The sequence below is a fragment of the uncultured Schumannella sp. genome (assembly GCF_905479755.1).
Lineage (GTDB): Bacteria > Actinomycetota > Actinomycetes > Actinomycetales > Microbacteriaceae > DCRR01.
Map to the genome: position 1 here is coordinate 1 of NZ_CAJQNT010000008.1, position 21,021 is coordinate 21,021.

Annotated in this window: 17 protein-coding genes; 15 read left to right on the forward strand and 2 right to left on the reverse strand. The window is 67.1% G+C overall.

What is annotated here, in order from left to right:
* Positions 1-126: 126 nt before the first annotated feature.
* Positions 127-1,209, reverse strand: coding sequence for a carbohydrate kinase family protein (locus tag QZ258_RS02455; RefSeq protein ID WP_294178718.1), 1,083 nt, complete (start codon positions 1,207-1,209; stop codon positions 127-129).
* Positions 1,210-1,267: 58 nt separating this feature from the next.
* Here QZ258_RS02455 and QZ258_RS02460 point away from each other — a divergent pair, with 58 nt between their 5' ends.
* Genes QZ258_RS02460 through QZ258_RS02470 form a run of 3 tightly spaced genes read left to right on the forward strand, consistent with a single transcriptional unit; the run spans position 1,268 to position 4,431 of the window.
* Positions 1,268-2,128 (forward strand): class I fructose-bisphosphate aldolase, encoded by an 861-nt coding sequence (locus QZ258_RS02460; protein WP_294178719.1) that lies wholly within the window; start codon positions 1,268-1,270, stop codon positions 2,126-2,128.
* On the forward strand, positions 2,125-3,306 hold the full coding sequence (locus QZ258_RS02465) for a Gfo/Idh/MocA family protein (RefSeq protein WP_294178720.1): 1,182 nt from the start codon (positions 2,125-2,127) through the stop codon (positions 3,304-3,306). Before QZ258_RS02460 ends, QZ258_RS02465 begins: the two co-directional genes overlap by 4 nt.
* 18 nt (positions 3,307-3,324) lie before the next feature.
* On the forward strand, positions 3,325-4,431 hold the full coding sequence (locus tag QZ258_RS02470) for a serine hydrolase domain-containing protein (RefSeq protein ID WP_294178721.1): 1,107 nt from the start codon (positions 3,325-3,327) through the stop codon (positions 4,429-4,431).
* Positions 4,432-4,449: 18 nt separating this feature from the next.
* Here the strand turns inward: QZ258_RS02470 and QZ258_RS02475 are convergent, their stop codons facing one another.
* A complete protein-coding gene (locus QZ258_RS02475) occupies positions 4,450-6,372 on the reverse strand; it encodes a glycosyl hydrolase 2 galactose-binding domain-containing protein (protein ID WP_294178722.1) in 1,923 nt (640 codons plus the stop codon).
* Between the two features lie 233 nt (positions 6,373-6,605).
* Between QZ258_RS02475 and QZ258_RS02480 the strand changes: the two genes are divergently transcribed.
* The 12 genes from QZ258_RS02480 (at position 6,606) to QZ258_RS02535 (ending at position 20,952) form a co-directional block, all read left to right on the forward strand.
* Positions 6,606-7,475 (forward strand): class I mannose-6-phosphate isomerase, encoded by an 870-nt coding sequence (locus QZ258_RS02480; RefSeq protein ID WP_294178723.1) that lies wholly within the window; start codon positions 6,606-6,608, stop codon positions 7,473-7,475.
* 14 nt (positions 7,476-7,489) lie between these two features.
* Positions 7,490-8,512 (forward strand): LacI family DNA-binding transcriptional regulator, encoded by a 1,023-nt coding sequence (locus tag QZ258_RS02485; RefSeq protein ID WP_294178724.1) that lies wholly within the window; start codon positions 7,490-7,492, stop codon positions 8,510-8,512.
* The gene (locus QZ258_RS02490) at positions 8,505-9,416 is read left to right on the forward strand and encodes an NAD(P)-dependent oxidoreductase (protein WP_294178725.1); all 912 of its coding nucleotides are present in this window, start codon (positions 8,505-8,507) and stop codon (positions 9,414-9,416) included. Before QZ258_RS02485 ends, QZ258_RS02490 begins: the two co-directional genes overlap by 8 nt.
* A 132-nt stretch (positions 9,417-9,548) precedes the next feature.
* Positions 9,549-10,907, forward strand: coding sequence for an extracellular solute-binding protein (locus QZ258_RS02495; RefSeq protein ID WP_294178726.1), 1,359 nt, complete (start codon positions 9,549-9,551; stop codon positions 10,905-10,907).
* 145 nt (positions 10,908-11,052) lie between these two features.
* On the forward strand, positions 11,053-11,919 hold the full coding sequence (locus tag QZ258_RS02500; RefSeq protein ID WP_294178728.1) for a carbohydrate ABC transporter permease: 867 nt from the start codon (positions 11,053-11,055) through the stop codon (positions 11,917-11,919).
* Positions 11,916-12,857, forward strand: a complete 942-nt coding sequence (locus QZ258_RS02505; RefSeq protein WP_294178729.1) for a carbohydrate ABC transporter permease — start codon at positions 11,916-11,918, stop codon at positions 12,855-12,857. The genes QZ258_RS02500 and QZ258_RS02505 overlap by 4 nt, the downstream gene beginning before the upstream one ends.
* 9 nt (positions 12,858-12,866) lie before the next feature.
* Positions 12,867-14,033 (forward strand): galactonate dehydratase, encoded by a 1,167-nt coding sequence (gene dgoD / locus QZ258_RS02510; RefSeq protein WP_294178731.1) that lies wholly within the window; start codon positions 12,867-12,869, stop codon positions 14,031-14,033.
* Positions 14,027-16,141, forward strand: a complete 2,115-nt coding sequence (locus QZ258_RS02515) for an alpha-galactosidase (RefSeq protein WP_294178733.1) — start codon at positions 14,027-14,029, stop codon at positions 16,139-16,141. The genes dgoD and QZ258_RS02515 overlap by 7 nt, the downstream gene beginning before the upstream one ends.
* A gap of 11 nt (positions 16,142-16,152) precedes the next feature.
* A complete protein-coding gene (locus tag QZ258_RS02520; RefSeq protein WP_294178735.1) occupies positions 16,153-17,037 on the forward strand; it encodes a sugar kinase in 885 nt (294 codons plus the stop codon).
* On the forward strand, positions 17,034-17,738 hold the full coding sequence (locus QZ258_RS02525; RefSeq protein ID WP_294178736.1) for a bifunctional 4-hydroxy-2-oxoglutarate aldolase/2-dehydro-3-deoxy-phosphogluconate aldolase: 705 nt from the start codon (positions 17,034-17,036) through the stop codon (positions 17,736-17,738). Before QZ258_RS02520 ends, QZ258_RS02525 begins: the two co-directional genes overlap by 4 nt.
* Complete coding sequence (locus QZ258_RS02530; protein ID WP_294178737.1) at positions 17,735-19,177, forward strand: hypothetical protein; 1,443 nt, start codon at positions 17,735-17,737, stop codon at positions 19,175-19,177. Before QZ258_RS02525 ends, QZ258_RS02530 begins: the two co-directional genes overlap by 4 nt.
* Positions 19,144-20,952 (forward strand): hypothetical protein, encoded by a 1,809-nt coding sequence (locus tag QZ258_RS02535; RefSeq protein ID WP_294178750.1) that lies wholly within the window; start codon positions 19,144-19,146, stop codon positions 20,950-20,952. The genes QZ258_RS02530 and QZ258_RS02535 overlap by 34 nt, the downstream gene beginning before the upstream one ends.
* The last annotated feature ends 69 nt before the right edge of the window (positions 20,953-21,021 follow it).

Genomic DNA, 21,021 nt, shown 5'->3' on the forward strand with positions numbered 1-21,021 from the left:
CGAGTACCAGCTGGCCGTGTCGGTAGACCGCGAGACTGGTGCCGCCGGTGTCGAGACCGAGCGGGTCTTCGGACCACGCGTCGGCCACGGACTCGTAGCCGGACGCGACGAAGCCCGCGGTCTCGATCACGACGACCTCAGCGCGCTCTCCCGGTCGTTCGGATGCTGTGCCGCCACGGTCGTGAGGGGAAGACCCGCCACCCGCGCGGCGGCGACATCCGCAGCGAAACGCACCGCCGCGTCCGGGGTCATTCCGCGCAGCACGGCCGCGAGCAGGCCAGCTGTCGCGGCGTCGCCCGCGCCGGTGGTGGTGACAGGCGCGCTGACGATCGAGGCCGGAACGCTCTCGCGGCGGTCGTGCCACGAGGCCGGAAGGCCGGCGACCACCGACCCTCCGCGGGCGAAACGGGCCGCATCCCCGGTGGCGATCCCGAAGCCGCGGATCCCGTCGGACACGACCGCGATGGCGGCACCGCGCTCGACGAGCTGCTGAGCCGCGGTGACGGGAGTGCGGTCGCCGAGCGCGTCGGAACCAAGGGCGGATGCGAGGTCGTCGAGGCTCGGCGAGACGATGTCCGTCGAGGGAAGGGCGGCCGTCAGCACTGCGTCCCAGAACATCCGCGTCTGGTCGGTGGGAGCGTCGACGACGGCGAGATCCAGGGATGTGGTGATGCCGGCGGAGCGCGCCCGGTCGAGGAGCGCGACGAGCGGGCCTCCCTCGTCGGCGACGAGAGCGGGAAGGAGGGGCGGGTAGCCGACGTGCAGCAGATCGACGCCGTCGAGCACCACGTGTGTTCCGTCGAAGAGAGCGTTGGCACCGGTGTGATGCCAGAAGGTGCGGTCGCGCCCCGGCGGCTGGATCACGATCGAATACGAGGTCGTGGCCGCCGTGGTGCGGAATCCGCGGGTGTCGAGTCCGCGCCCGGCGACGAGGCGACGAAGAGGCCCGGAGAGTTCGTCATCGCCGATGTCGGCGGACACCGCGACCGTGATGTCGAGCCCGGCGAGGTCGCCGCCGGTGTTGGCGACGCAGCCTCCGGGCGTCATCCGCAGATCACCGACAGCGCTCAGACCCCCGGGAACGAGTGAGGGTGCGGAGTCGAGACCGGGGGTGAGGTCGACGCAGACGTGGCCGACGACCAGGGCTGTCGGAACGACCGAGCTATTGCCATTGTCTCTGCGCGAACCGGAGTCCGGCTGTGCACTCATAGTCCAGGACTCCTTCGGCTAGACAACGTTGTCTCACCATAGTACCGTTCGGAGGACCATGCACACTTACCGACTCAACAGACTGTTCAATCCACGCTCGAACCGTGCTCTCGACGTCGCTGTCGATCACGGATTCTTCGGGGAACCCAGCTTCCTCACCGGCATCGAGAACATGGAGTCCAGCGTCGCCACGATCGTGGCCGCCGGCCCCGACGCGGTGCAGCTGAGTCCCGGTCTCGCTCCGGTGCTGCAGCGCATCCCGCAGCGACCGAAGCCCGCGCTCGTGATGCGCACCGATATCGCCAACATCTACGGGAACCCTCTCGACAGCCACCTGTTCAGCCATGTATTCCCGGATGCCATCGAGCAGGCGGTGCGACTCGACGCGGCGGCTGTATGCGTCAACCTCCTGTTCCTCCCAGAACGCCCCGAGGTGCGCGAGCAGTGCGTGCTGAACATCATGAAACTGCGGGCCGAAGCCACGCGCTACGGCATGCCACTCATGATCGAACCGCTCGTCATGCAGGACAACGCGAAGGCCGGCGGCGGGTACATGGTCGACGGCGACACCGAGAAGATCGTCACCCTCGTGCGGCAGGCGCGCGAGCTCGGCGCCGACCTGATCAAAGCCGATCCGACCGACGACCCGCTCGACTTCCACCGAGTCGTCGATGTGGCGGGAGACATCCCGGTGTTGGTGCGCGGCGGCGGTCGTGCGCCGGACGAGATGCTGCTGCGTCGCACCGAGGCCGTGCTGGCGCAGGGCGCGCGGGGCATCGTCTATGGCCGCAACATCATCCAGCATCCGAACCCGGCGGGAATCACCGCAGCGCTGATGGGCGTCCTGCACGACGGGCTGTCGGTCGACGATGCTCTGGCGCTCATCGAGACCGGTTCCGACGAAGGGGGTGTCGCATGAGCACGTCCTCCCCGCAGGCGGTCAAGGTGGGCATCGTCGGCGGCGGACTGATGGGTCGAGAGATCGCCGCCGCGATCCAGCGCTGGCCCGCGCTGATCGACCATCCCGTGCGGCCCGTGCTGACCGGTGTCGCCGACATCAACCCCGCCGCCCTCGACTGGTTCGACCAGATACTCACCGTCACCACGAAGGTCACGGACTATAGGGAGCTGCTCGCCGATCCGGAGATCGACGTCGTCTACATCGCCGTGCGCCACGATCTGCACGAGCAGATGTACATCGACACGCTGCGTGCGGGGAAGGACCTGCTGGCCGAGAAGCCGTTCGGCATCGATGCCGGGGCCGCTGATGCGATCCTCGCCGCGATCGACGAGACCGGACGTTTCGTCCGCGTATCGAGCGAGCTGCCTTTCTTCCCCGGTGCTCAGGCCGCCATCGACTTCGTGCGCGGAAACGGTGTCGGTCGTGTGATCGAGGCGTCGAGCGCGTTCCTCCACTCGAGCGACTACGACCCTGCGAAGCCGCTGAACTGGAAGCGGCAGGCGCAGTACTGCGGCGAGGTCGGGGTGATGAACGACCTCGGGCTGCATGCCTGGCACGTTCCGCTGCGCCTCGGCTGGACCCCCGCACGGCTGTACGCGGTGCTGCAGGACCTCATCCCCGAGCGACCGGACGCGACGGGTGCGATGGTCGTATGCGACACGATCGAGAACGCGACCGTCACTGCGACGGTCGCGACCGAGACCGGGGGTGTCGCCTACGAGTTCCCTCTGGTCGTCGAGACGAAGCGCATCGATCCCGGACAGAAGAACACCTGGCGCCTGCGCGTCTCGGGGCTCGACGGTGTCGTCGAATTCTCCACGGCCGAGCCGAAGACCCTGCGGGTGCTGCGGCGTCCCGGCTCTCCCGGGGCGCCGGCCGGTGCGGAGCAGGTCTGGCAGCACCTTCAGGTGGGCAGCCAGTCGAACTGGCCCACGGTCACGGGCGGCATCTTCGAGTTCGGGTTCTCCGACGCGATCCTGCAGATGTGGGCGGCCTTCCTCGCCGAACGCGCGGGGGCACTCGGCGACCGGTTCGGGTGCGTCACGCCGCAGGAGGCGTGGTTGACGCACCGCCTGTACGATGCGGCGATGACCTCGCAGCGCGAGCAGCGCGTGGTCGCGCCGGTGCTGACGTAGCGTGTCGAGGGGGAGCGGATGATCGAGCGGGACGAGTGGACGGTCGCGGCCGGGTACGAAGAGGCAGCAGACGTCCTCGAACGTCAATGCGCTGCTGACCCCGACTACTCGGCGCAGGTCGCGGCGCACGTGGACGGCGAGCTCGTACTGGACGCCTGGGGAGGCCGTGGCCTCGGTCGAGACTCGCTGCTCTGCGTGTTCTCGGTGTCGAAGGGAGTCTCTGCGATCTGTCTGGCGATCCTCGTCGAGCGCGGTCTGCTCGATCTCGATGCGCCTGTGGTGCGCTATTGGCCCGAGTTCGGCCAGCACGGCAAGCAGCACGTGCTGGTGCGCGAGCTGCTCAGCCACCGCGCCGGTCTCGTCGAGGCGGACGGCGGTCTGAGCTGGGCCGAGCTCACTGACGACGCGCGGGGCGCCGCGCGCCTCGCCGCGCAGCGACCGTTCTGGCGTCCGGGGATCGGATGGAGCTATCACGCCCTCGCCCTCGGTGTGCTGATGAACGAACTGTGCCGTCGGGTGACCGGAGAGTCGCTGCAGTCCTTCTACGAGCGAGAGGTGCGCGCATCCCGTGACATCGACTTCTACCTCGGCCTGCCCGCGGAGCTCGAGACCCGGGTCGCTCCCGTCGTGATCCCGGACGTCCCGCCCGCTCCGCCGACGCCGAAGCAGGTCATCGACCTGATCGTCAGTCCGCTGCTGCTCGACCCCGGCCTCGATCACTTGGCGAACTCGCGGGAGTCCCACGCCGTGGGCATGCCTGCCGCCGGCGGTGTGGCATCCGCGCGCGGTATCGCCCGCCTGTACGCGTCGGTCATGGATGACCTCGGCGCGCCGCGTCTTCTTACGGATGCGACGGTCGACGACTTCGGTCAGATCCAATCGGCAGGGACTGATCTCTTCAGTGGCCAGCCCGGCCGGTTCGGGGTGGTGTTCCAGAAGCCTTTCGCCGGCCGGCCGTTCGCCGGTCATCGAGCGATCGGACACGACGGTGCGGCCGGAGCGCTCGGTTTCGTGGACCCCGCGAACCGGCTCGCGTTCGGATACACGACCAACCGCATGGCGCCGGCCGGGGGCGAGCGCCGCGCCGACGAGATCGCGGCGGCACTCGCCCTGGCCATTCGCTGACCCGGGCCCGCAGCGAGGCTAGGCGCGGAACGCCCGACGCAGGGCGTCTCCGACCGGCTTGATCGCTCCCTCGAAATCGAGCACCGACAGGCTGACCGCGCACGGAAAGGTGTCGTGGCCGAGCCAGACGATGAATCCGCCGACCGCCGGGAAGCGGTTGCGGCTGGCGGCAGCCGCGTACCCCAACCACTCGGCCTGGCGCGCCTGACTGTGCGCCACCCACTCCTCCAGCGTGCCAGTCCCGTCCCACCTCTTGTACTCGCCCAGCCACCACGCCGAGGAGTGCGACCACCGTTGCTGCAGCGCCGCACGCTCCGCCGGGGTGGCGGTCGGACCGGCCATGTCGAACCGTTCGAGGAGGTCGATACCGCTCGCCCCGCTCATCCCGACCTCGCTGCGGAGAGTCGAATCATCGGCATCCCAGTAGCGCTTCCAGTCTTCGAACGACTTGTCGTACTCCCACGGTCCGTGCACATCGTGATGCACACCGGTGCCGTAGTCGTCTTCCAGCGCCCACGTGCTCGGTCCCAGCGGTGACGTGGCGACAAAGCGGCGGGTGGGATCGTCGGCGGCGAACGCCTGCTTCGCGGCGGCCAGCGCCGGATGCGTGTCGTCGAGAGGTGTGATGTCGGTGATCACCGGGCTGTCATTGGTGAGCTCGTTACCGCCGCCCCAGACGGCGAGGCTGGCGTGATGGGAGATGCGTCGCGCGTAGCTCGACGCGATTCCGGCGAGCTCGGCAGCGAACTCCGGGTCGTCGGGCGGGGAGTTGTCGATGCCGCTCGAGGAGAGCGGAAGCTCCTGCCAGACGAGGAATCCGTACTCGTCGGCGAGGTCGTAGAACTCCGCGCGCTCGAGGGCGGCCCCACCCCAGACGCGCAGGATCACGACACCGAGGTCGCGGTAGGCGTCGAAGCGGAGCCGGTAGTCCTCGATCCGGACATCGGCGTAGTCGGGCCGGATCGGCACCCAGTTGACGCCCGCGAGAAAGATCTGCTGTCCGTTCAGTTCGAGCAGCCACGGCTCCGCGCCCGCTGGCGCGCCCTCGGTCGGGAGCCAGCGGAGTTCGCGGAAACCCACGCGACGGGTGATGGTGTCGCCCGGGATCTCGACCGTGACGTCGTACAGATTCTGGTCGCCGGCGTTATGAACCGTCCACGACTCGACGGCTCCGATGTCGAGGTCGTGCCACTCCCCATCGGCCCTCATAGTGTGCGTTGTCGATGCGGCGGGCCCGGCGATCGTCACGGTGGCGCCGTGACCTGCCTCGGATGCTGCGACGCGCACACGCAGGCGGCCGGTCCCAGCCTGAGTGTCGTATGCGGGGAGTACCCTCACGTCGTCGATCACTGCCCCGGTGCGGGCCTCGAGGGCGATCGGCCCCGCGATGCCGAGCTGCACGATCCGGGGAGTCCAGTCCCATCCGTAGTTGAATCGCGCCTTCCATTCCCGGATGCGGCTGGTGCGGCCGATCTGTCCGAGGTCGTCGGGTACCTGCGTGAACACGATCGTGAGATCGCGGCCACCGCTCGCGATCGCATCCGTCAGATCGAACTCGACGGGGATCAGCGACCCCTGGAAGCGGGCGACCTCCTCGCTGTCGACGAGGACGACGCCGGCATAATCCAGACTCTCGGCGGTGAGGATGATGCGATGGTCCGCGGCGGCGTCGAGCACGTCTGCTGGAAGCTCGGTGGTGTAGCTCCAGTGCCGGTTCTCGATCCATTCCGACGCGCGCGATTGGGTGCCGACGTAGGGTGACGGCACGATGCCCGCCTCGACGAGGGCACCGCGCACCGATCCAGGTACTGACACGATCAGGGGTGCGACATCGTTGGTGCCGTCTTCGGTGCGGGTGAAGGACTTGCCCATCTCCCAGTCGTTCTGCCGCCAACCGCGGAGGGTCCAGGGTTGCTCGCTCAGATTCCAACGTCTGCGCATGGGGTTCTCATCTCATCATCGAGTGGTCTCGTTACTGCGGGTCGTGCGATCCATGTCAATTTATTGCCCCGTGGGACAACGTTGTCTAGCATCGTATCGTGCAACCGCTCGTTCTAGAACCCAATCAACCCAGAGATCGCTTCTATCGCGGTGGCGCGCTGATCGCCAACTTCCGCGGAAGGGAGGCAACGGGAGACGACGTACCCGAGGACTGGGTCGCTTCGACCACGAGCATGGCTGGGCATCCGACTCTCGGGCTCACCACCCTGCCGGACGGGCGTCTTCTTGTCGACGCCCTCGCCGCTGATCCGGAAGGATGGCTGGGGCCGGAGCATGTGGCCGCGTACGGCGCCGACACGCGGCTGCTGGTCAAGCTGCTGCACGCCGGACAGCGTCTCCCAGTGCACGCGCACCCCGACCGCGAGTTCGCGAATCGATGGCTCGGTCGCACGCACGGCAAGGTCGAGGCCTGGCACATCCTCACCGGCGGCGACGTCTACCTGGGCGTGCGCGCAGACGTCGACCTCGCCGACGTCGCCGCCCTCGTCGACTCTCAGGACACGGACGGCCTCCTCGCACTGCTGCGTCGGCGACGGGTCGAGCGCGGCGACACCGTGTACGTACCGGCCGGCATGCTGCACGCGATCGGCGAAGGCATATTGCTGGCCGAGCTGCAGGAGCCGGAGGATCTCTCGATCCTCTTGGAGTGGCGCGGGTTCGGCCTCGACGGGGCTGCGGACGGCCATCTGGGTGTCGGTTTCGATCGCGCCCTGGCCGCCGTCGACCTGCGGCCGGTCTCCGAGGAAGCGCTCGATGCGCTCATCAGCTCGGATGCGTGGGGTTCTCGAACGCTCCCGCCGGCGGCAGCCGAATACTTCCGGCTGGAGCGTCACCGGGTCTCTGCTGACCTGATTGAGATCACTCTCGATCGGGGCTTCGCCATCGTCCTCGTCACGGACGGTTCGATCACTCTGGCGACGAACGGCGGCGAGCAGATCCTGGCGGCCGGTGCCACGGTGGTCGTGCCGTGGGATGCGGGGGCCATGACGATCTCCGGCAGCGGAGAAGTTCTCGTGGCGCGACCACCGGCGCCGCCGTCATGAGGCAGAATGCGGGAATGGTGATTTCGAGCGGCCGCCCCACGATGGTGGATGTCGCAGCTGACGCCGGTGTCAGCCTCAAGACCGTGTCTCGCGTCGTCAACCGCATCTCGACGGTCGACCCGGAGATGGCCGAGCGGGTCTACGAGTCGATCCGCAAGCTCGGGTTCCGTCGCAACGATGTCGCGGCCAGCCTGCGCTCGGGCACCGAGACACGCACGATCGGCCTCATCACCGCCGACCTGTCGAACACGTTCTATTCGACCCTGTCGAGCGCGATCGCGGCGGTGGCACGCGAGCGCGGGTTCCACGTGATCATGTCGAGCTCCGAGGAGAACGACGAGCTCGAGCGCAGCACCGCGCTCGACCTCTGCCAGCGGCGGGTCAGCGGCCTGATCGTGGTGCCCACATCGAGCGATCACAGCTATCTCCGGGCCGAGGTCGAGCTGGGTATCCCTGTGGTCTTCCTCGATCGCCCGGGCAATGGCCTTGAGGCGGACGCCATCCTCGTCGACAACCAGGGAGGTGCCTCGGATGCTGCGGCCGGCCTGATCGCGCGCGGTCATAGGCGAATCGGCCTGCTTCTCGACGACCTCGACATCTTCACGATGCGCGAGCGTCTGACGGGTGTGCAGAGGGCGATGAGGGCTGCCGGCCTCTCCCTGGATGACAGCATCGTCTCGTACGACTCGCATTCACCGGACGATGCGGTCGCGGCGATGGCCGGGATGCTCGATCTTTCGGATCCGCCCACCGCGGTGCTGTGCGGCAACAACCGCAGCACGATCGGTGCTGTGGAGGAGATCTGGCGTCGCACGGCTGATGTCGAGGTCGTCGGATTCGACGATTTCGAGATGTCGCGATTGCTGCCGCAGGCGGTGACGATCGTCGACTACGACACCGAAGCGCTGGGCGTCGCATCCGCCGAGCGGCTCTTCGATCGGATCGCGGGCGACACGTCAGACCCCCGCCGGGTTCTCCTGCCGACCCGGCTGGTGAGCAGGGGCGGGCGTTGGCCGGTCGCTCCGGATCATGCCTGATCTCACACGCCTCGATCCGTTCACCCTCGGCCAGGTTCTCGTTACCGGTGCGAGCGGATCGATCGGCCGTGAGGTCGTGCGACAGCTAGCGGCGGCCGGGGTCGAGGTGACCGGCTTCGATCGACATGCCGTACCGCCGGGCGCATCGACCGAGGCCGACACGTTCGTCGTCGGCGACTCGCGGAACGAGCGCGATATCGCCTGCGCGCTGGTCGGCTGTGCCGCGGTGATCCATTGCGCGGCGCTGCCGTCGCCGGCCGCGGGGACGCCGCATGAGGTCTTCACGACCAACGTCGTGTCGACGTTCACGGTGCTGAGTGCGGCCGGGCAGGCCGGCATCCGGCACGCGTCGATAGCGTCGAGCATCAACGCTATCGGCGTGACGTTCAACAGTCACGATGTGATGCCCGCCTACTTCCCTCTCGACGAACAGCTGTCCTCGCAGCTCGACGACTGGTACTCCCTGTCGAAACGGCAGGATGAGCTGACGGCGGAGATGTGCGCAAGTCACTGGGACATGGCGATCGCCTGCCTGAGGTTGCCGCACACCGGTCCGGAATCTCTCATCGCCGAGATCAGTGCTCTAAACCTGGCGGACCCCCGGCGGGCGGTCAAGGAGGGCTGGTCGTACCTGCACGTCGCGGATGCGGCCCGCGCACTCATCCTGGGGCTCTCGCTGCCGACGCCCGGCGCGGAGATCCTGTTCGTCGCGGCCCCCGAGACGTCGGTGCCGTGGCCGACCGCCGAGGGGCTGGCGCGCTGGGCGCCGGGCGTTCCGGTGCGGCATCCGCTCGTCGGACGTGCCGTCGGAATCGACACGTCCCGAGCCCGCGAGCTGCTCGGCTTCGAGCCGGAGTATGTGTTCCCGATCGCCCCTCGCGATCTCGACGCGATCGATTTCTGAGCATCCGGTCGTGGGGGATCTTGACTTTGCCGCAGGTTTGATTCACAATGAGACAACGTTGTCCGAGGTGTCGCGAACACAGCTTCAGGGCAACCCCATCGGAATCGCATACCGGAATACTGAGGAGTTTCAATGATGAAGCCACGGGCAACCATGCTGGCGGCTCTCGCCGCCGTCGTCGTCCTGGGAGCGGCCGGCTGCGCGCCTGCCGCCGCACCGGAGGAAGAAGACGGCCCGGTCACGATCACCGTCACAGGCAAGCCGCCGGCGGACCAGCCGGAGCAGCTGAAGGTCTTCAACGACCGTATCGACGAGTTCATGGCGGACCACCCGGACATCACTGTCGAAGGCTCCGACAAGAACTTCGACCCGCAGACGTTCAATGCGATGCTCGCCGGTGGCACCCTGCCCGACCTCTACGTCGTGTACTTCACGGACTCGCTCTCGATCGTGCGCAACCAGCAGGCCGGTGACATCACCGACGCCCTCGAGAGCACCGGCATCCTCGAGCAGTTGAACCCGGACACGCTGGAACTCGCGTCCGACGACGAGGGCCAGGTCTTCGGGGTTCCCTTCACGGCCTATGCACTCGGTCTCGTTTACAACCGCGACCTGTTCACCCAGGCGGGACTCGACCCCGACAAGCCGCCGACCACGTGGGAAGAGGTGCGTGAGTACGCCAAGCAGATCACCGAAGCGACCGGCGTTCCCGGCTACGGCACGATGACGCAGACCAACACTGGCGGGTGGATGCTGACGGCGGCGAGCTACTCGTACGGAGGCACCATCGAGAACGAGGACGGGACCGAGGCCACCTTCGACGACGGAGCGACGGCGGAGTACCTCGAGCTTCTCAAGGAGATGCGTTTCGACGACAAGTCGATCGGCGACAACATCCTCTACAACCAGGCCGGCATCGGGGAGGCACTCGCCTCGAACCGCGTCGGGATGTTCATCGGCTCGCCGTCCAGTTATCAGGATGCGACGGTCACCTACGGCATGAACCCGGAGAGCATCGGCATGGGCCCCATGCCGCAGGCGAACGGAACGAACGGCACTCTCACCGGCGGCGGCGTCTTCATGGTCAGCCCCGAGACCACCGAAGCGCAGAAAGAGGCGCTCGCGCTCTATGTGAAAGAGGTCTACCTCGACGCGAAGCTCGTCGAGGCGAGCGCGGTGGACGCGGCGAAGGCGAACGCGGATCAGAATCTGCCCGTCGGACTGCCGGAGCTGCCGGTGCTGAGCGACGCCGACTACGAGAGCTACCTCGGATGGATCGGCGACTACATCAACGTGCCGCTGGCGAACTTCGACCCGTACACGGCCTCGCTCGCCACGATGCCGCTGTTGATCGAACCGCCCGTCAAGGCGCAGGATGTGTACGCCTCCTTGGACCCCGTGATCCAGGCGGTATTGTCCGATCCCGACGCCGACATCGACGCGTTGATCGCGAGCGCGATCGACACTGTCAACGGCAAGATCGCCCGCTAGCAGTCAGTGGGCGGGGGATCCCCCGCCCACTGACTGCCGGATCGTGCCAACAATCGAGGTCATGATGTCCGTAGTGCAAGACCGAATGGCGGAAGCCACCACGTCGGTCGTTCCCCCTATTCGAATCTCGGCCCCGCGGGTGTGGATGAGGCGGGGCGGGCTCACCGCCGTGCTCTTCGCTCTCCCGGCGCTCATCGTCTTCGGGTACTTCTCCTGGGGACCGATCGTGCGCGGTCTCATCATGAGCTGGCAGAAGGTCAACTTCGCAGCCGACCCGAGCTGGGTCGGATGGTCCAACTTCGCCTACGTCCTCAGCGATCCGCTGCTACCGCAGGCCGTGGGGAACACTCTCCTCTTCGTCGCACTCGGACTCGTCATCGGATTCCCGGTGCCGCTCTTCCTCGCCGTGTTCATGGCTGAGCTCCGCAAGTCGAAGCGCCTCTTCAATCTGCTGGCGTACCTTCCCGTCGTCATTCCGCCGGTCGTCGCCATCCTGCTGTGGAAGACGTTCTACGACCCCGGTGGCACCGGACTCTTCAACCAGATCCTCGGCTTCTTCGGCCTCGGCCCTCTGGGCTGGCTCAACTCCACCGTGCTGGCACTGCCCTCAATGGTCATCGAGGCGACCTGGGCGGGCGCGGGCGCCACCGTCATCATCTACATCGCCGCCCTGACAGGCGTGCGCAGCGAGCTCTACGAGGTGGCGGACCTCGACGGTGCGAGCATCTGGTCGAAGATCTGGAACGTCACGCTCCCGCAGATCCGCGGCGTGATCATCATCATGGTGCTGCTGCAGATCATCGGAACCATGCAGGTCTTCGCCGAGCCATTCCTGTTCACCGGCGGTGGACCGAGCAACTCGACCATGACCATCCTGCTGATGATTTACAACTACGCGTTCGTCTCGCAGGACTTCGGCGCCGCGAGTGCGCTGAGCACGCTCCTCGCCCTCGCACTCGGGGTCCTGAGCGTCGCCTACTTCGCCGCCACCAAGAGATGGAGCACCGAATGAGCATCGCGACGCGAGTGCGCGCCGGCATCCGCAACCTCCGCGACCGGGAGATCGAGGCCGAAGAGCGGAGCATCATCTCTCCCGCCGATCGGAAGCAGCCGGGCGTGCGGATCACGCTGTTCGTCGTGCAGGCTCTCATCCTGGTCGGGCTGCTGATCGCCGGGCTCGGGCCGCTCCTCTGGCTGGCGAAGTCGGCGATCTCCACCACCCAGGACATCATCACCGATCCGTTGGGGATCTTCCCCTCCGGCATCGTGCAATGGCAGAACCTCGTCACCGCGTGGGAGCAGTCGGCGATCGGCAAGTATATGTTCAACACGGCCGTGATCGCCGCCGGGCAGGCCGTCGTGACCTTGTTCGTCTGCACGACATGCGCCTACTGCCTCAGCGTGCTCAAGCCCCGATGGGCACCGGCGCTCTCGGCGGGAATCCTCGCCACCCTCTTCGTCCCCAGCATCATCGCGCTGGTGCCGTTGTACCTGACGATCCTCGATCTGCCCGTCGTGGGCGGGTCTCTGATCGACAACTACTTCGCGCTGTGGCTGCCCGGGGCGGCGAACGCCTTCATGATCCTGGTGACCAAGCGGTTCTTCGACTCGCTGCCTCGTGATGTGTTCGAAGCGGCGCGCATCGACGGCGCAGGCGCCTGGCGCATCTTCGTGGTGATCGTGCTGCCGCTCTCCCGACCGATTCTCGGTGTCGTCGGGCTGATCACGATCATGGCCTCCTGGAAGGACTTCCTCTGGCCGCTGCTTGTCATCACCAACCGCGAGCTCCAGCCGATCTCGGTGGCCCTCTTCCTCAACCTCAAGAACACCGAGCTCGGGGTGCAGATGGCAGCGCTGTTCATCGCGCTGATCGTGCCGGTCGTGCTGTTCGTCCTGTTCCAGAAGCAGTTCCTGCGCGGAGTTTCAGCCTCCGCGGGCGTCAAAGGCTGAGGGGCTCCCATGCGCATAACCGCCGTCGAGACATTGGTGCTCAGCAACCGTCAGGCCCTGGTGAAGATCTCCACCTCGAGCGGAATCGACGGGTGGGGCGAGGCCGTGGCGGAAAACTGGGCGCGCCCGACCGCAGCGACAGTGGACCGTATGGCGGAGTACCTGATCGGCAAGGACCCGCGCGAGATCACCCGTCTCTGGCAGGTGCTGACCCGTGGAGGCTTCTACCGCGGCGGCCCGATCATGGGGTCGGCAGTGTCGGGAATCGATCAAGCGCTCTGGGACATCAAGGGCAGGGTGCTGAACGCGCCGATCCACGAGCTGCTTGGCGGGCCGAGTCGCGACCGCGCGCGGATCTACGCCCACGCGAACACCTATGCGGGTCCCGGCGTGGTGCGACGCAGTGGAAGCCCGGAGCGCGCCCGCGAGCTGGTGAGCGCCGGATACACGATGCTCAAGTTCGCACCGGACGAGGGCCCGGTCGGGTTCATCGACACCCCGGCGTGGGCTGAGAGGTTCGTCGGCCAGGTGGGGGAGATGCGGGATGCCGTCGGGCCGAATGTCGACCTGGCCATCGACTTCCACGGGCGGCTGTCGGTACCGCACTCGCGGCGGATCCTTCCGCTTCTCGAGCGGTTCTCCCTCGCGTTCGTCGAAGAGCCGCTCCGCCCCGAGCACTCGGCCATGATCGGCGAGCTCGTGCACGCGTCGTCGATTCCGATCGCGACAGGCGAGCGACTCTACGATCGCTGGGGCTACCGGGGGGTGCTCGAGGCCGGCATCGCGCTGGTGCAACCCGACCTCTCCCATGCCGGCGGGATCACCGAGAGCTTCCGCATCGCGACGCAGGCGGAGATCTACGACGCGCAGGTCGCGCCTCACTGTCCGCTCGGTCCCGTGACGCTCGCGGCCTGCCTGCAGGTCGACTTCGCGGTGCCGAACTTCTTCGCGCAGGAGCAGGTCATCGACGTGCACAACCCGTCGAGTGCATGGCTGCAGATTCTGCGGAATCCGGAGGTGCTCCAGCTCGTGGACGGACACATCCCTCGGCTCACGGGTCCCGGTCTCGGTATCGACATCGATGAGGATATTGTTCGGAGCCTTGTCGTCGACGGCCCTCTCGAACCGGGCTCGCCGGTGTGGGCGTATCCGGACGGGAGCTTCGCCGAGTGGTGACCGTCGTCCACCTGCGCACGCCGGATCGTGCGCCTGCCCCGGCGAGCGTGCTGATCGCGGTTCCGGACGACGGCACCGGCGGTGCCCGGATCGTGCATTGGGGGAGGCGACTGGCGTCGGCACCCGACGTCGAGGCGCTCGTCCCCGCCGTGGCCCCCAGCGAGATCGATGCCGGCATGTCTCTCGACCTGTTCCCGTCGCTCGAGGCGGGATGGCCCGGGCGGCCCGGCATCCGGATGCGACGTGGCGCTCGCGCCGTGTGGGCGCGACTGTCCGTGGTCGGCTTCGAGGTCTCGTCGGACGATTCGCGGCTCTCGCTGCGGCATGGCGATCCCGCCGCGGGTGTGCATGTCACTTCGACGCTCGAGCTGTCGGAACACGGACTCCTGCTCGCCTCCCACGCGGTGCACAACAACGGCACCACCGATCTCGAGATCGAGGACGTCGCGACCGTGCTTCCCGTGCCGCCACGGGCGCGTGAGATGCTCGATCTGACGGGGCGCTGGTGTCGGGAGGCCGCGCCGCAACGCCACGGCCTTCCGCAGGGACTGTGGCTGCGTTCGAGCCGACATGGTCGCCCCGGGCACGACAACCCGGTGCTCTTCGCGATAGGCACCCCGGGTTTCGGCTTCCGGAGCGGCGAGGTCTGGGCCGCCCATCTCGGCTGGAGCGGCAACCAGGAGACGTGGGCGGAGCGGCGACCGTCGGCCCACACGGTGCTCGGCGCCGCAGAGATGCTCGAACCCGGCGAGGTGGTGCTCGCACCCGGCGAAACCCATGAGACTCCGACCACCTACGCGGCATATTCCGCTGACGGCATGGACGGGATCAGCGCGGCGTTCCACGGGTGGCTGCGCGCCCGCCCGCAGCATCCGACCAGTCCTCGTCCGGTGGTAGTGAACGCGTGGGAAGCCGTCGGCTTCGCCCACGAGCTCGAGACTCTGACGCGTGTGGCCGACGACGGCGCGCGAGCAGGCGCGGAGCTCTTCATGCTCGACGACGGGTGGTTCCGTGGGCGGGTCGACGACACCGCCGGCCTTGGCGACTGGGTGGTGGACCCCGTCCGCTGGCCGGACGGCCTGACCCCGCTTGCCGACCACGTGCACGGACTTGGCATGTCGTTCGGATTGTGGTTCGAACCCGAGATGGTCAACGAGGACTCCGATCTGGCGCGCGCACATCCCGAATGGATTGCCCGCCTCGGACCCGATCTGCCCCCGCGATGGCGGCACCAGCAGACGCTCGACCTGACCCATCCGGATGCCTGGCAGCACGTCTTCACGTGCATCGATGCGGTCGTCACCGCGAACGGCGTCAACTATCTGAAGTGGGATCAGAATCGAGACCCAATGCTAGTGTCTCCACGCGGCCAGACCCTCGCCGTGTACCGGATGATGGACGCGCTCAAGACCGCGCATCCCGGGCTGGAGATCGAGTCGTGTTCGGCGGGAGGGGCCCGTCTTGACCTCGGTGTTCTCGCACACGCCGACCGGGTGTGGCCGACGGATACGAACGACGCGCTCGAGCGCGAGAACCTGCAGGGCTGGCTGCAGGTCATCCTGCCGCCCGAGCTCGTCGGGACTCAGATCGGGCAGGCGCGAGCCACCCACACGACGGGCCGCACGCACGACCTGGCGTACCGTGCGGCGACGGCTTTCTTCGGTCATCTCGGGTTCGAGTGGGGCGCCGAGACGTCGGCGGACGGTACCGATGAGTCGACGACGCTCGCGCGGCTCATCGGCCTGTACAAGCGGCATCGTGCGCTCATTCATTCCGGCACCCGTGTGCATGCCGATCTGTTTGACGATGCCTACCGACTGCACGGGGTGGTGTCCGCGTCGCAGGATGAAGCACTCTACCTCGTCACAGCTTCGGCCACGAGCGAGAACGAGTTGCCCGGCAGTGCGCAGCTGATCGGTCTCGACCCGGCCGCGCACTACCGGGTGAGTGCGATCCAAGCGGTCCAGACGAGCGTCATGCAGCGCCGCGCGCCCGCGTGGACCAACGGCGATATCGTCACCACCGGCGAGTTGTTGTCCGTGCTTGGCCTGCCCCTGCCTGCCATCAACCCTGAGCAGACGTTGCTGCTGCGGGTGGAGCGCGTCTGATGAGCCTCGACGTGCTCGCGATCGGCGAGACAATGGCGCTCGTGACTCCGCCATCGACAGTGCGACTCGAACACGCCCGCGACATGCAGCTGCGTGTGGCCGGGGCTGAATCCACAGTCGCGCTCTATCTCGCCGAGGCTGGTCGCCGTGTCGCGTGGGCATCCGCGGTCGGCGACGACCCCTTCGGGCGTCGCATCTTGAGTGAGCTCGCCGAGGGCGGCGTCGACACCCGTGACGTAGTTGTCGACGCCACCGCACGTACAGGGCTTTATCTCAAGGATCCGCAGGGCATCCGCAGCTCCGTCCACTACTACCGAGACGGATCCGCAGCGTCGCGCCTGGACGCCGACTACGCCGACCGCCTCCCGCTCGGCGACGCCACGCTCGTTCATTTCACCGGCATCACCCCGGCGCTTTCTGACGAATGCCGCCGCTTCGTAGAACGCATTGTCGACCGTGTGAGCGCATATCCACACGTGCACCTGTCGTTCGACGTCAACTTCCGTCCCGCGTTGTGGTCGCCGGCCGACGCGGCGCCGCTTCTGGCAGCCCTCGCGTCCCGCGTCGACATTGTCTTCGTTGGCCTCGATGAGGCCGAGGCGCTGTGGGGCACCTCGACTCCCGACGAGGTGCGCTCCTTGCTGTCGGTGCCGCGCCGGCTCGTTGTCAAAAACGGTCCCGTTGGTGCGACAGAGTACCGCGACGACGCAGTAACATTCGCCGCCGCCCCCGCCGTTCCCGTTGTTGAGGTCATCGGCGCGGGCGACGCCTTTTCGGCAGGATACTTGGATGCGCTGCTCGATTCCACCGACAGCGCCGCCGCTCTCGCCCGTGGTCACGCCTTCGCCGAACGCTCGCTTTCTACGACGTCAGACTTCGTGAGGAGGGCCTTATGAAGGTCACCGCCCAGCTGGCCAACGACTGGTTTGACAGCACTTTTACCAATACTCCTGTGATGGCGATACTGCGTGGGCTCGGCTCCGAGCGAAGCCTCGAAATCTCGCAGATCGCGTGGGAACTGGGCATCACGGTAGTCGAACTCCCTCTGCAGTCGGAGGAAGATGCTAAAGCGCTGAGGGACGTCGCATCCGCCGCGGCCGAGCGCGGCTTCCCGGTCGGGGCAGGAACGATCACCCGCCCGGAACTGGTGCGTGCGGCGCGTGACGCAGGAGCCGCCTTCACAGTGAGTCCCGGGCTCGACCCTGTGGTGGTGCGCGCCTCGTGGGCGTCCGGTATGCCCAGCCTTCCCGGAGTGGCGTCCGCGACCGAGGTGCAGTTGGCGACTGAGATGGGTCTGAACTGGCTCAAAGCCTTTCCGGCGTCGACCCTCGGCCCTGCGTGGCTGAGCGCCATGCGCGGGCCGTTCCCTGCGGTGTCATTCGTCGCAACAGGTGGTGTCGATTCGGCGAACGCAGCGAGTTTTCTCGCGGTTGGTGCGCGCGTAGTGGCAGTCGGATCTGCACTGGAGCGCGCCGACCAGCTTCCCGGGCTTGCGGGCCTGCTTTCGCGCTATGTAAGAGCAGGGGGCTTGACCCCGTCATCAGCGAGGGCTAATTTGCCGAGAGACAACGTTGTCTCAATTGGAGATTTGCCATGAACCGTGCTCGACTCGCCATTCGTTCCGCTGTTGCCATTCTCGTGACGCTCGCCGTTGTCACCGCAGGAGCAACCGGCGCGGCAAGCGCCGCGGTCGTGCAGAAGAACACGATCCCCTCGTGGAGTTCATACTCCAACGGCTCCGCCCAGCTGACGGTCGGCATCGACACGGTGAACAAGCACGGTGGTAGTGCAGCGCTCAAGATCGAGCACACCAGCGCGCGCGCGGGCAACTCGTATGGCGGTGTCGCCCAGCCCCTGACGATTGCCCCGTCGACCACCTACACAATCGCCGGATGGGTGAAGGCGCAGAATGTTCAGGGCAACGACGCTAACCGCATCATCCTCAACCAGTCCTGGACGGAAGCCCGCTACCTCGCCGGGGGTACCTACGGGTGGACCGCGTTCACCTGGACCTTCACTTCTGCCGCCGATCAGACCGTCACGCCTTTCATGCTCGTCGGCCAAGACACCGGAACCCTATGGCTCGACGACCTTTCGATGACGGTAGCCGGCAGCTCCACCAACCTGTTGGCGAACGCCTCCTTCGAGACGTACTCCGACCGTGTCACGGTCACGAACACCAAGCTTGTCTTCGCGCCTGGCGCGGCCTCGGTCACCTTGGCAGCCTCGAGCTCGACGGTGGGCTGGAATGTCGCCGATCAGAACGGTGCGATCACTCTCCAGGGAACGGCGACTGTCTCGGGCTCCGGCACGGCCAGCATCAACCTGAATGCGTTGCCCGCCGGCTACTATTCACTCCGGCTGCAGGGAGGCTCGTTCTACACCGAGACATCCCTTGCAGTCGTCGCGAGACTCGCGACCGCGCCCACGGCTGCCACGAACCCCTTCGGGACGACGAGCCACCCGGACTATGAGCCAGGGCTGGACACCGTCACCCCGCTGAAGGATGCCGGCCTTGGCAGCGTGCGGTTCGATCTTCGGTGGGAGAGCATCGAGCCGACGGCCGGGAACTACGTCTTCACGAGCCCCGTGAACTACCCCGCTCTCGTCGCATCGCTCAACGCGCGGGGTATCCGTCCGCTCGTCGTTCTCGGCTTCGCCAACCCGCTATACGACGGGGGCAATCGGCCGTACACCGCGGCCGGGCGTACGGCGTATGCGAACTACGCAGCTGCCGTCGCGCAACAGTTCGGCACGACTGTCGACTATGAGATCTACAACGAGTACAACCATCCCGGGGGCTACATCTCGGCCCCTGTGGCGCGACGGTCAGCTGCTACTCGCAGATGCTCGCGGCCGCGGCCCCCGCGATCAAGGCTGTCGCGCCGTCTGCACGGATCGTGCTCACCGGCATGGCGGGAATCACGTCCTGGTGGGCGGGCGGTGACACGACCGGGCACCCGGAGGTCAACTTCATCGCTCGTGACTGGCTCGATGCGTTCCTGTCCAGCCCTCAAGGGTCCCTCGTCGACGTGATCAACATGCACAACTACTCGTTCCCGGCGGCGCCCGAAGGACAGAACGAGGCGGCGGTGGCGGCGGTCAAGGCGGTCATGGCGGCGCATCCGTCGTCGGCGAACAAGCCGCTATGGCTGACCGAGACGGGCTGGCCCACGATGAACGGGACCACCGGAACGAACACCGAGGCGGAGCAGGCGCGCTATCTGGTGCGGGATGCGGCACTCAGCCTCAAAGCCGGCGTCAACCGCTACATGCTCTACGACCTCTTCAACGACTACAAGGAGGAGACGCCGGAGGGGCGCTTCGGCATGTACCGCAATCCCGACAGCAACCCGGCGATCGCGCCGAAGCCGGCCATGGTCACGCAGGCCGTCATGGCCCGCCAGCTGAGCGGCTACACCGTCGCCTCCGCCGACAGTCTCGGAGCGGGGGTGTACTCGATCGTCTTCCAGAACTCCGCTGGTGCCAAAAAGCGCATCATGTGGGCCACGACGCCGACGACCGTCGCGCTGTCGTCGACCGGGGCGGTGACCCAGACGAGTCTGTACGGCTCGACGTCCACACTGACCCCGGAGAGCGGCAAGGCCACCGTCCAGCTCGGTGCGGATCCGCTCTACGTCAGTGCGCCGAACATCACGGCCGTCGCCGTGCGTCCGAGTGCGCTCTACAGCGCGACGGCGCCGGCCCAGTCCTTGCAGTCGCAGAACGTGCCGGTCACGGTATCGGTCGACCTGCGCGGCGGCGGTTCGGCGACAGGAGCGGTGACCTTCACCGGCCCGGGCAGCAGCAGCGTGACCATCACTCCGGTCGCCGGGCAGCTAGTGCAGGGCACCCTCTCGGCACCAGCGTATCCGGAGGCGGGAGCGAAATCGATCCCCGTCAAGGTGACCCGGTCGTCAGCCGTGCGCGCATCGCTCACCGCGGCGACGACGGTCGTCGAGAATCCGCGCCTCGGCGTGCGACCGGCGACGAGCGCCACAGGCGCGGGGCCGCTGCAACTCCTCATCGACTACCCGGGAACATCAGGGGTGACGCTGACGAAGGTCGAGTACACGGTCGGCGCGCATTCCGCGACCGTCACGCCGGGCACGGCCGTGAGTGCGACGGCGACCACTGTCGTCGATCTGCCGATCGCCGGGGTCGGCGTGTGGGGACCGGTGTACTACTCCGCGAAGGCGACGTTCTCGAACGGAGTGGTGAAGACCACGACCGGCACGACGAGCTTCTCGCCGGTGCGTCCGGACGGGACCACCAATCCTCCGTACGCGACTCTCGCCTCGAGCGCACGGTGGGTCTCCGCCGGCGGTGCGGACGGGGGAGCACCGGATCACTCGGGCGCCATGTGGGTGAGCTACGGCGCGTCGACGATCACGGTGCACGCCGAGATCACGGATGACGTGCAGCAGGCGGGCCCGGCGGCCGACACTCTCTGGCAGGGCGACTCGATCCAGTTCGCCTTCGCAGAGGACAAGCCGACGGCGTCCTCGCCGGTCGCGAGTTTCGGGGCAGCGCTTGTGACATCCGGACCTGTCGTCTACCGCTTCTCCGGAACGGCGGGGGTGGTCAGCGGCGCGTCCGCCACGATCACACGCACGGGTACGACTACGAGCTACACCATCGTTCTGCCGCGCACTGAGACCGGCGTGGCAGCGACGGCCACCCGATTCACGTACTCGTTCCTGCTGAATGACGCCGACGGCTCCGGCCGGGACGGCTACCTCGAATGGGGATCCGGAATCGGTAACGTCGCGGGCCCGACGCAGTATGTGCCGGTATACACAGCGCCATAACGACTTCGAAGGTGCGCGACCGCAGTTCCGGACTATCCAGGCGACCTGGACTCAATAAGAGGGACGGGT

What these genes read in the sequence shown, in the direction of transcription:
- QZ258_RS02455 (WP_294178718.1), bottom strand. Translation starts at nt 1,209, where the DNA reads ATGAGTGCACAGCCGGACTCCGGTTCGCGCAGAGACAATGGCAATAGC.
- QZ258_RS02460 (WP_294178719.1), top strand. Translation starts at nt 1,268, where the DNA reads ATGCACACTTACCGACTCAACAGACTGTTCAATCCACGCTCGAACCGT.
- QZ258_RS02465 (WP_294178720.1), top strand. Translation starts at nt 2,125, where the DNA reads ATGAGCACGTCCTCCCCGCAGGCGGTCAAGGTGGGCATCGTCGGCGGC.
- QZ258_RS02470 (WP_294178721.1), top strand. Translation starts at nt 3,325, where the DNA reads ATGATCGAGCGGGACGAGTGGACGGTCGCGGCCGGGTACGAAGAGGCA.
- QZ258_RS02475 (WP_294178722.1), bottom strand. Translation starts at nt 6,372, where the DNA reads ATGCGCAGACGTTGGAATCTGAGCGAGCAACCCTGGACCCTCCGCGGT.
- QZ258_RS02480 (WP_294178723.1), top strand. Translation starts at nt 6,606, where the DNA reads ATGGCTGGGCATCCGACTCTCGGGCTCACCACCCTGCCGGACGGGCGT.
- QZ258_RS02485 (WP_294178724.1), top strand. Translation starts at nt 7,490, where the DNA reads ATGGTGATTTCGAGCGGCCGCCCCACGATGGTGGATGTCGCAGCTGAC.
- QZ258_RS02490 (WP_294178725.1), top strand. Translation starts at nt 8,505, where the DNA reads ATGCCTGATCTCACACGCCTCGATCCGTTCACCCTCGGCCAGGTTCTC.
- QZ258_RS02495 (WP_294178726.1), top strand. Translation starts at nt 9,549, where the DNA reads ATGATGAAGCCACGGGCAACCATGCTGGCGGCTCTCGCCGCCGTCGTC.
- QZ258_RS02500 (WP_294178728.1), top strand. Translation starts at nt 11,053, where the DNA reads ATGAGGCGGGGCGGGCTCACCGCCGTGCTCTTCGCTCTCCCGGCGCTC.
- QZ258_RS02505 (WP_294178729.1), top strand. Translation starts at nt 11,916, where the DNA reads ATGAGCATCGCGACGCGAGTGCGCGCCGGCATCCGCAACCTCCGCGAC.
- dgoD (WP_294178731.1), top strand. Translation starts at nt 12,867, where the DNA reads ATGCGCATAACCGCCGTCGAGACATTGGTGCTCAGCAACCGTCAGGCC.
- QZ258_RS02525 (WP_294178736.1), top strand. Translation starts at nt 17,034, where the DNA reads ATGAAGGTCACCGCCCAGCTGGCCAACGACTGGTTTGACAGCACTTTT.
- QZ258_RS02530 (WP_294178737.1), top strand. Translation starts at nt 17,735, where the DNA reads ATGAACCGTGCTCGACTCGCCATTCGTTCCGCTGTTGCCATTCTCGTG.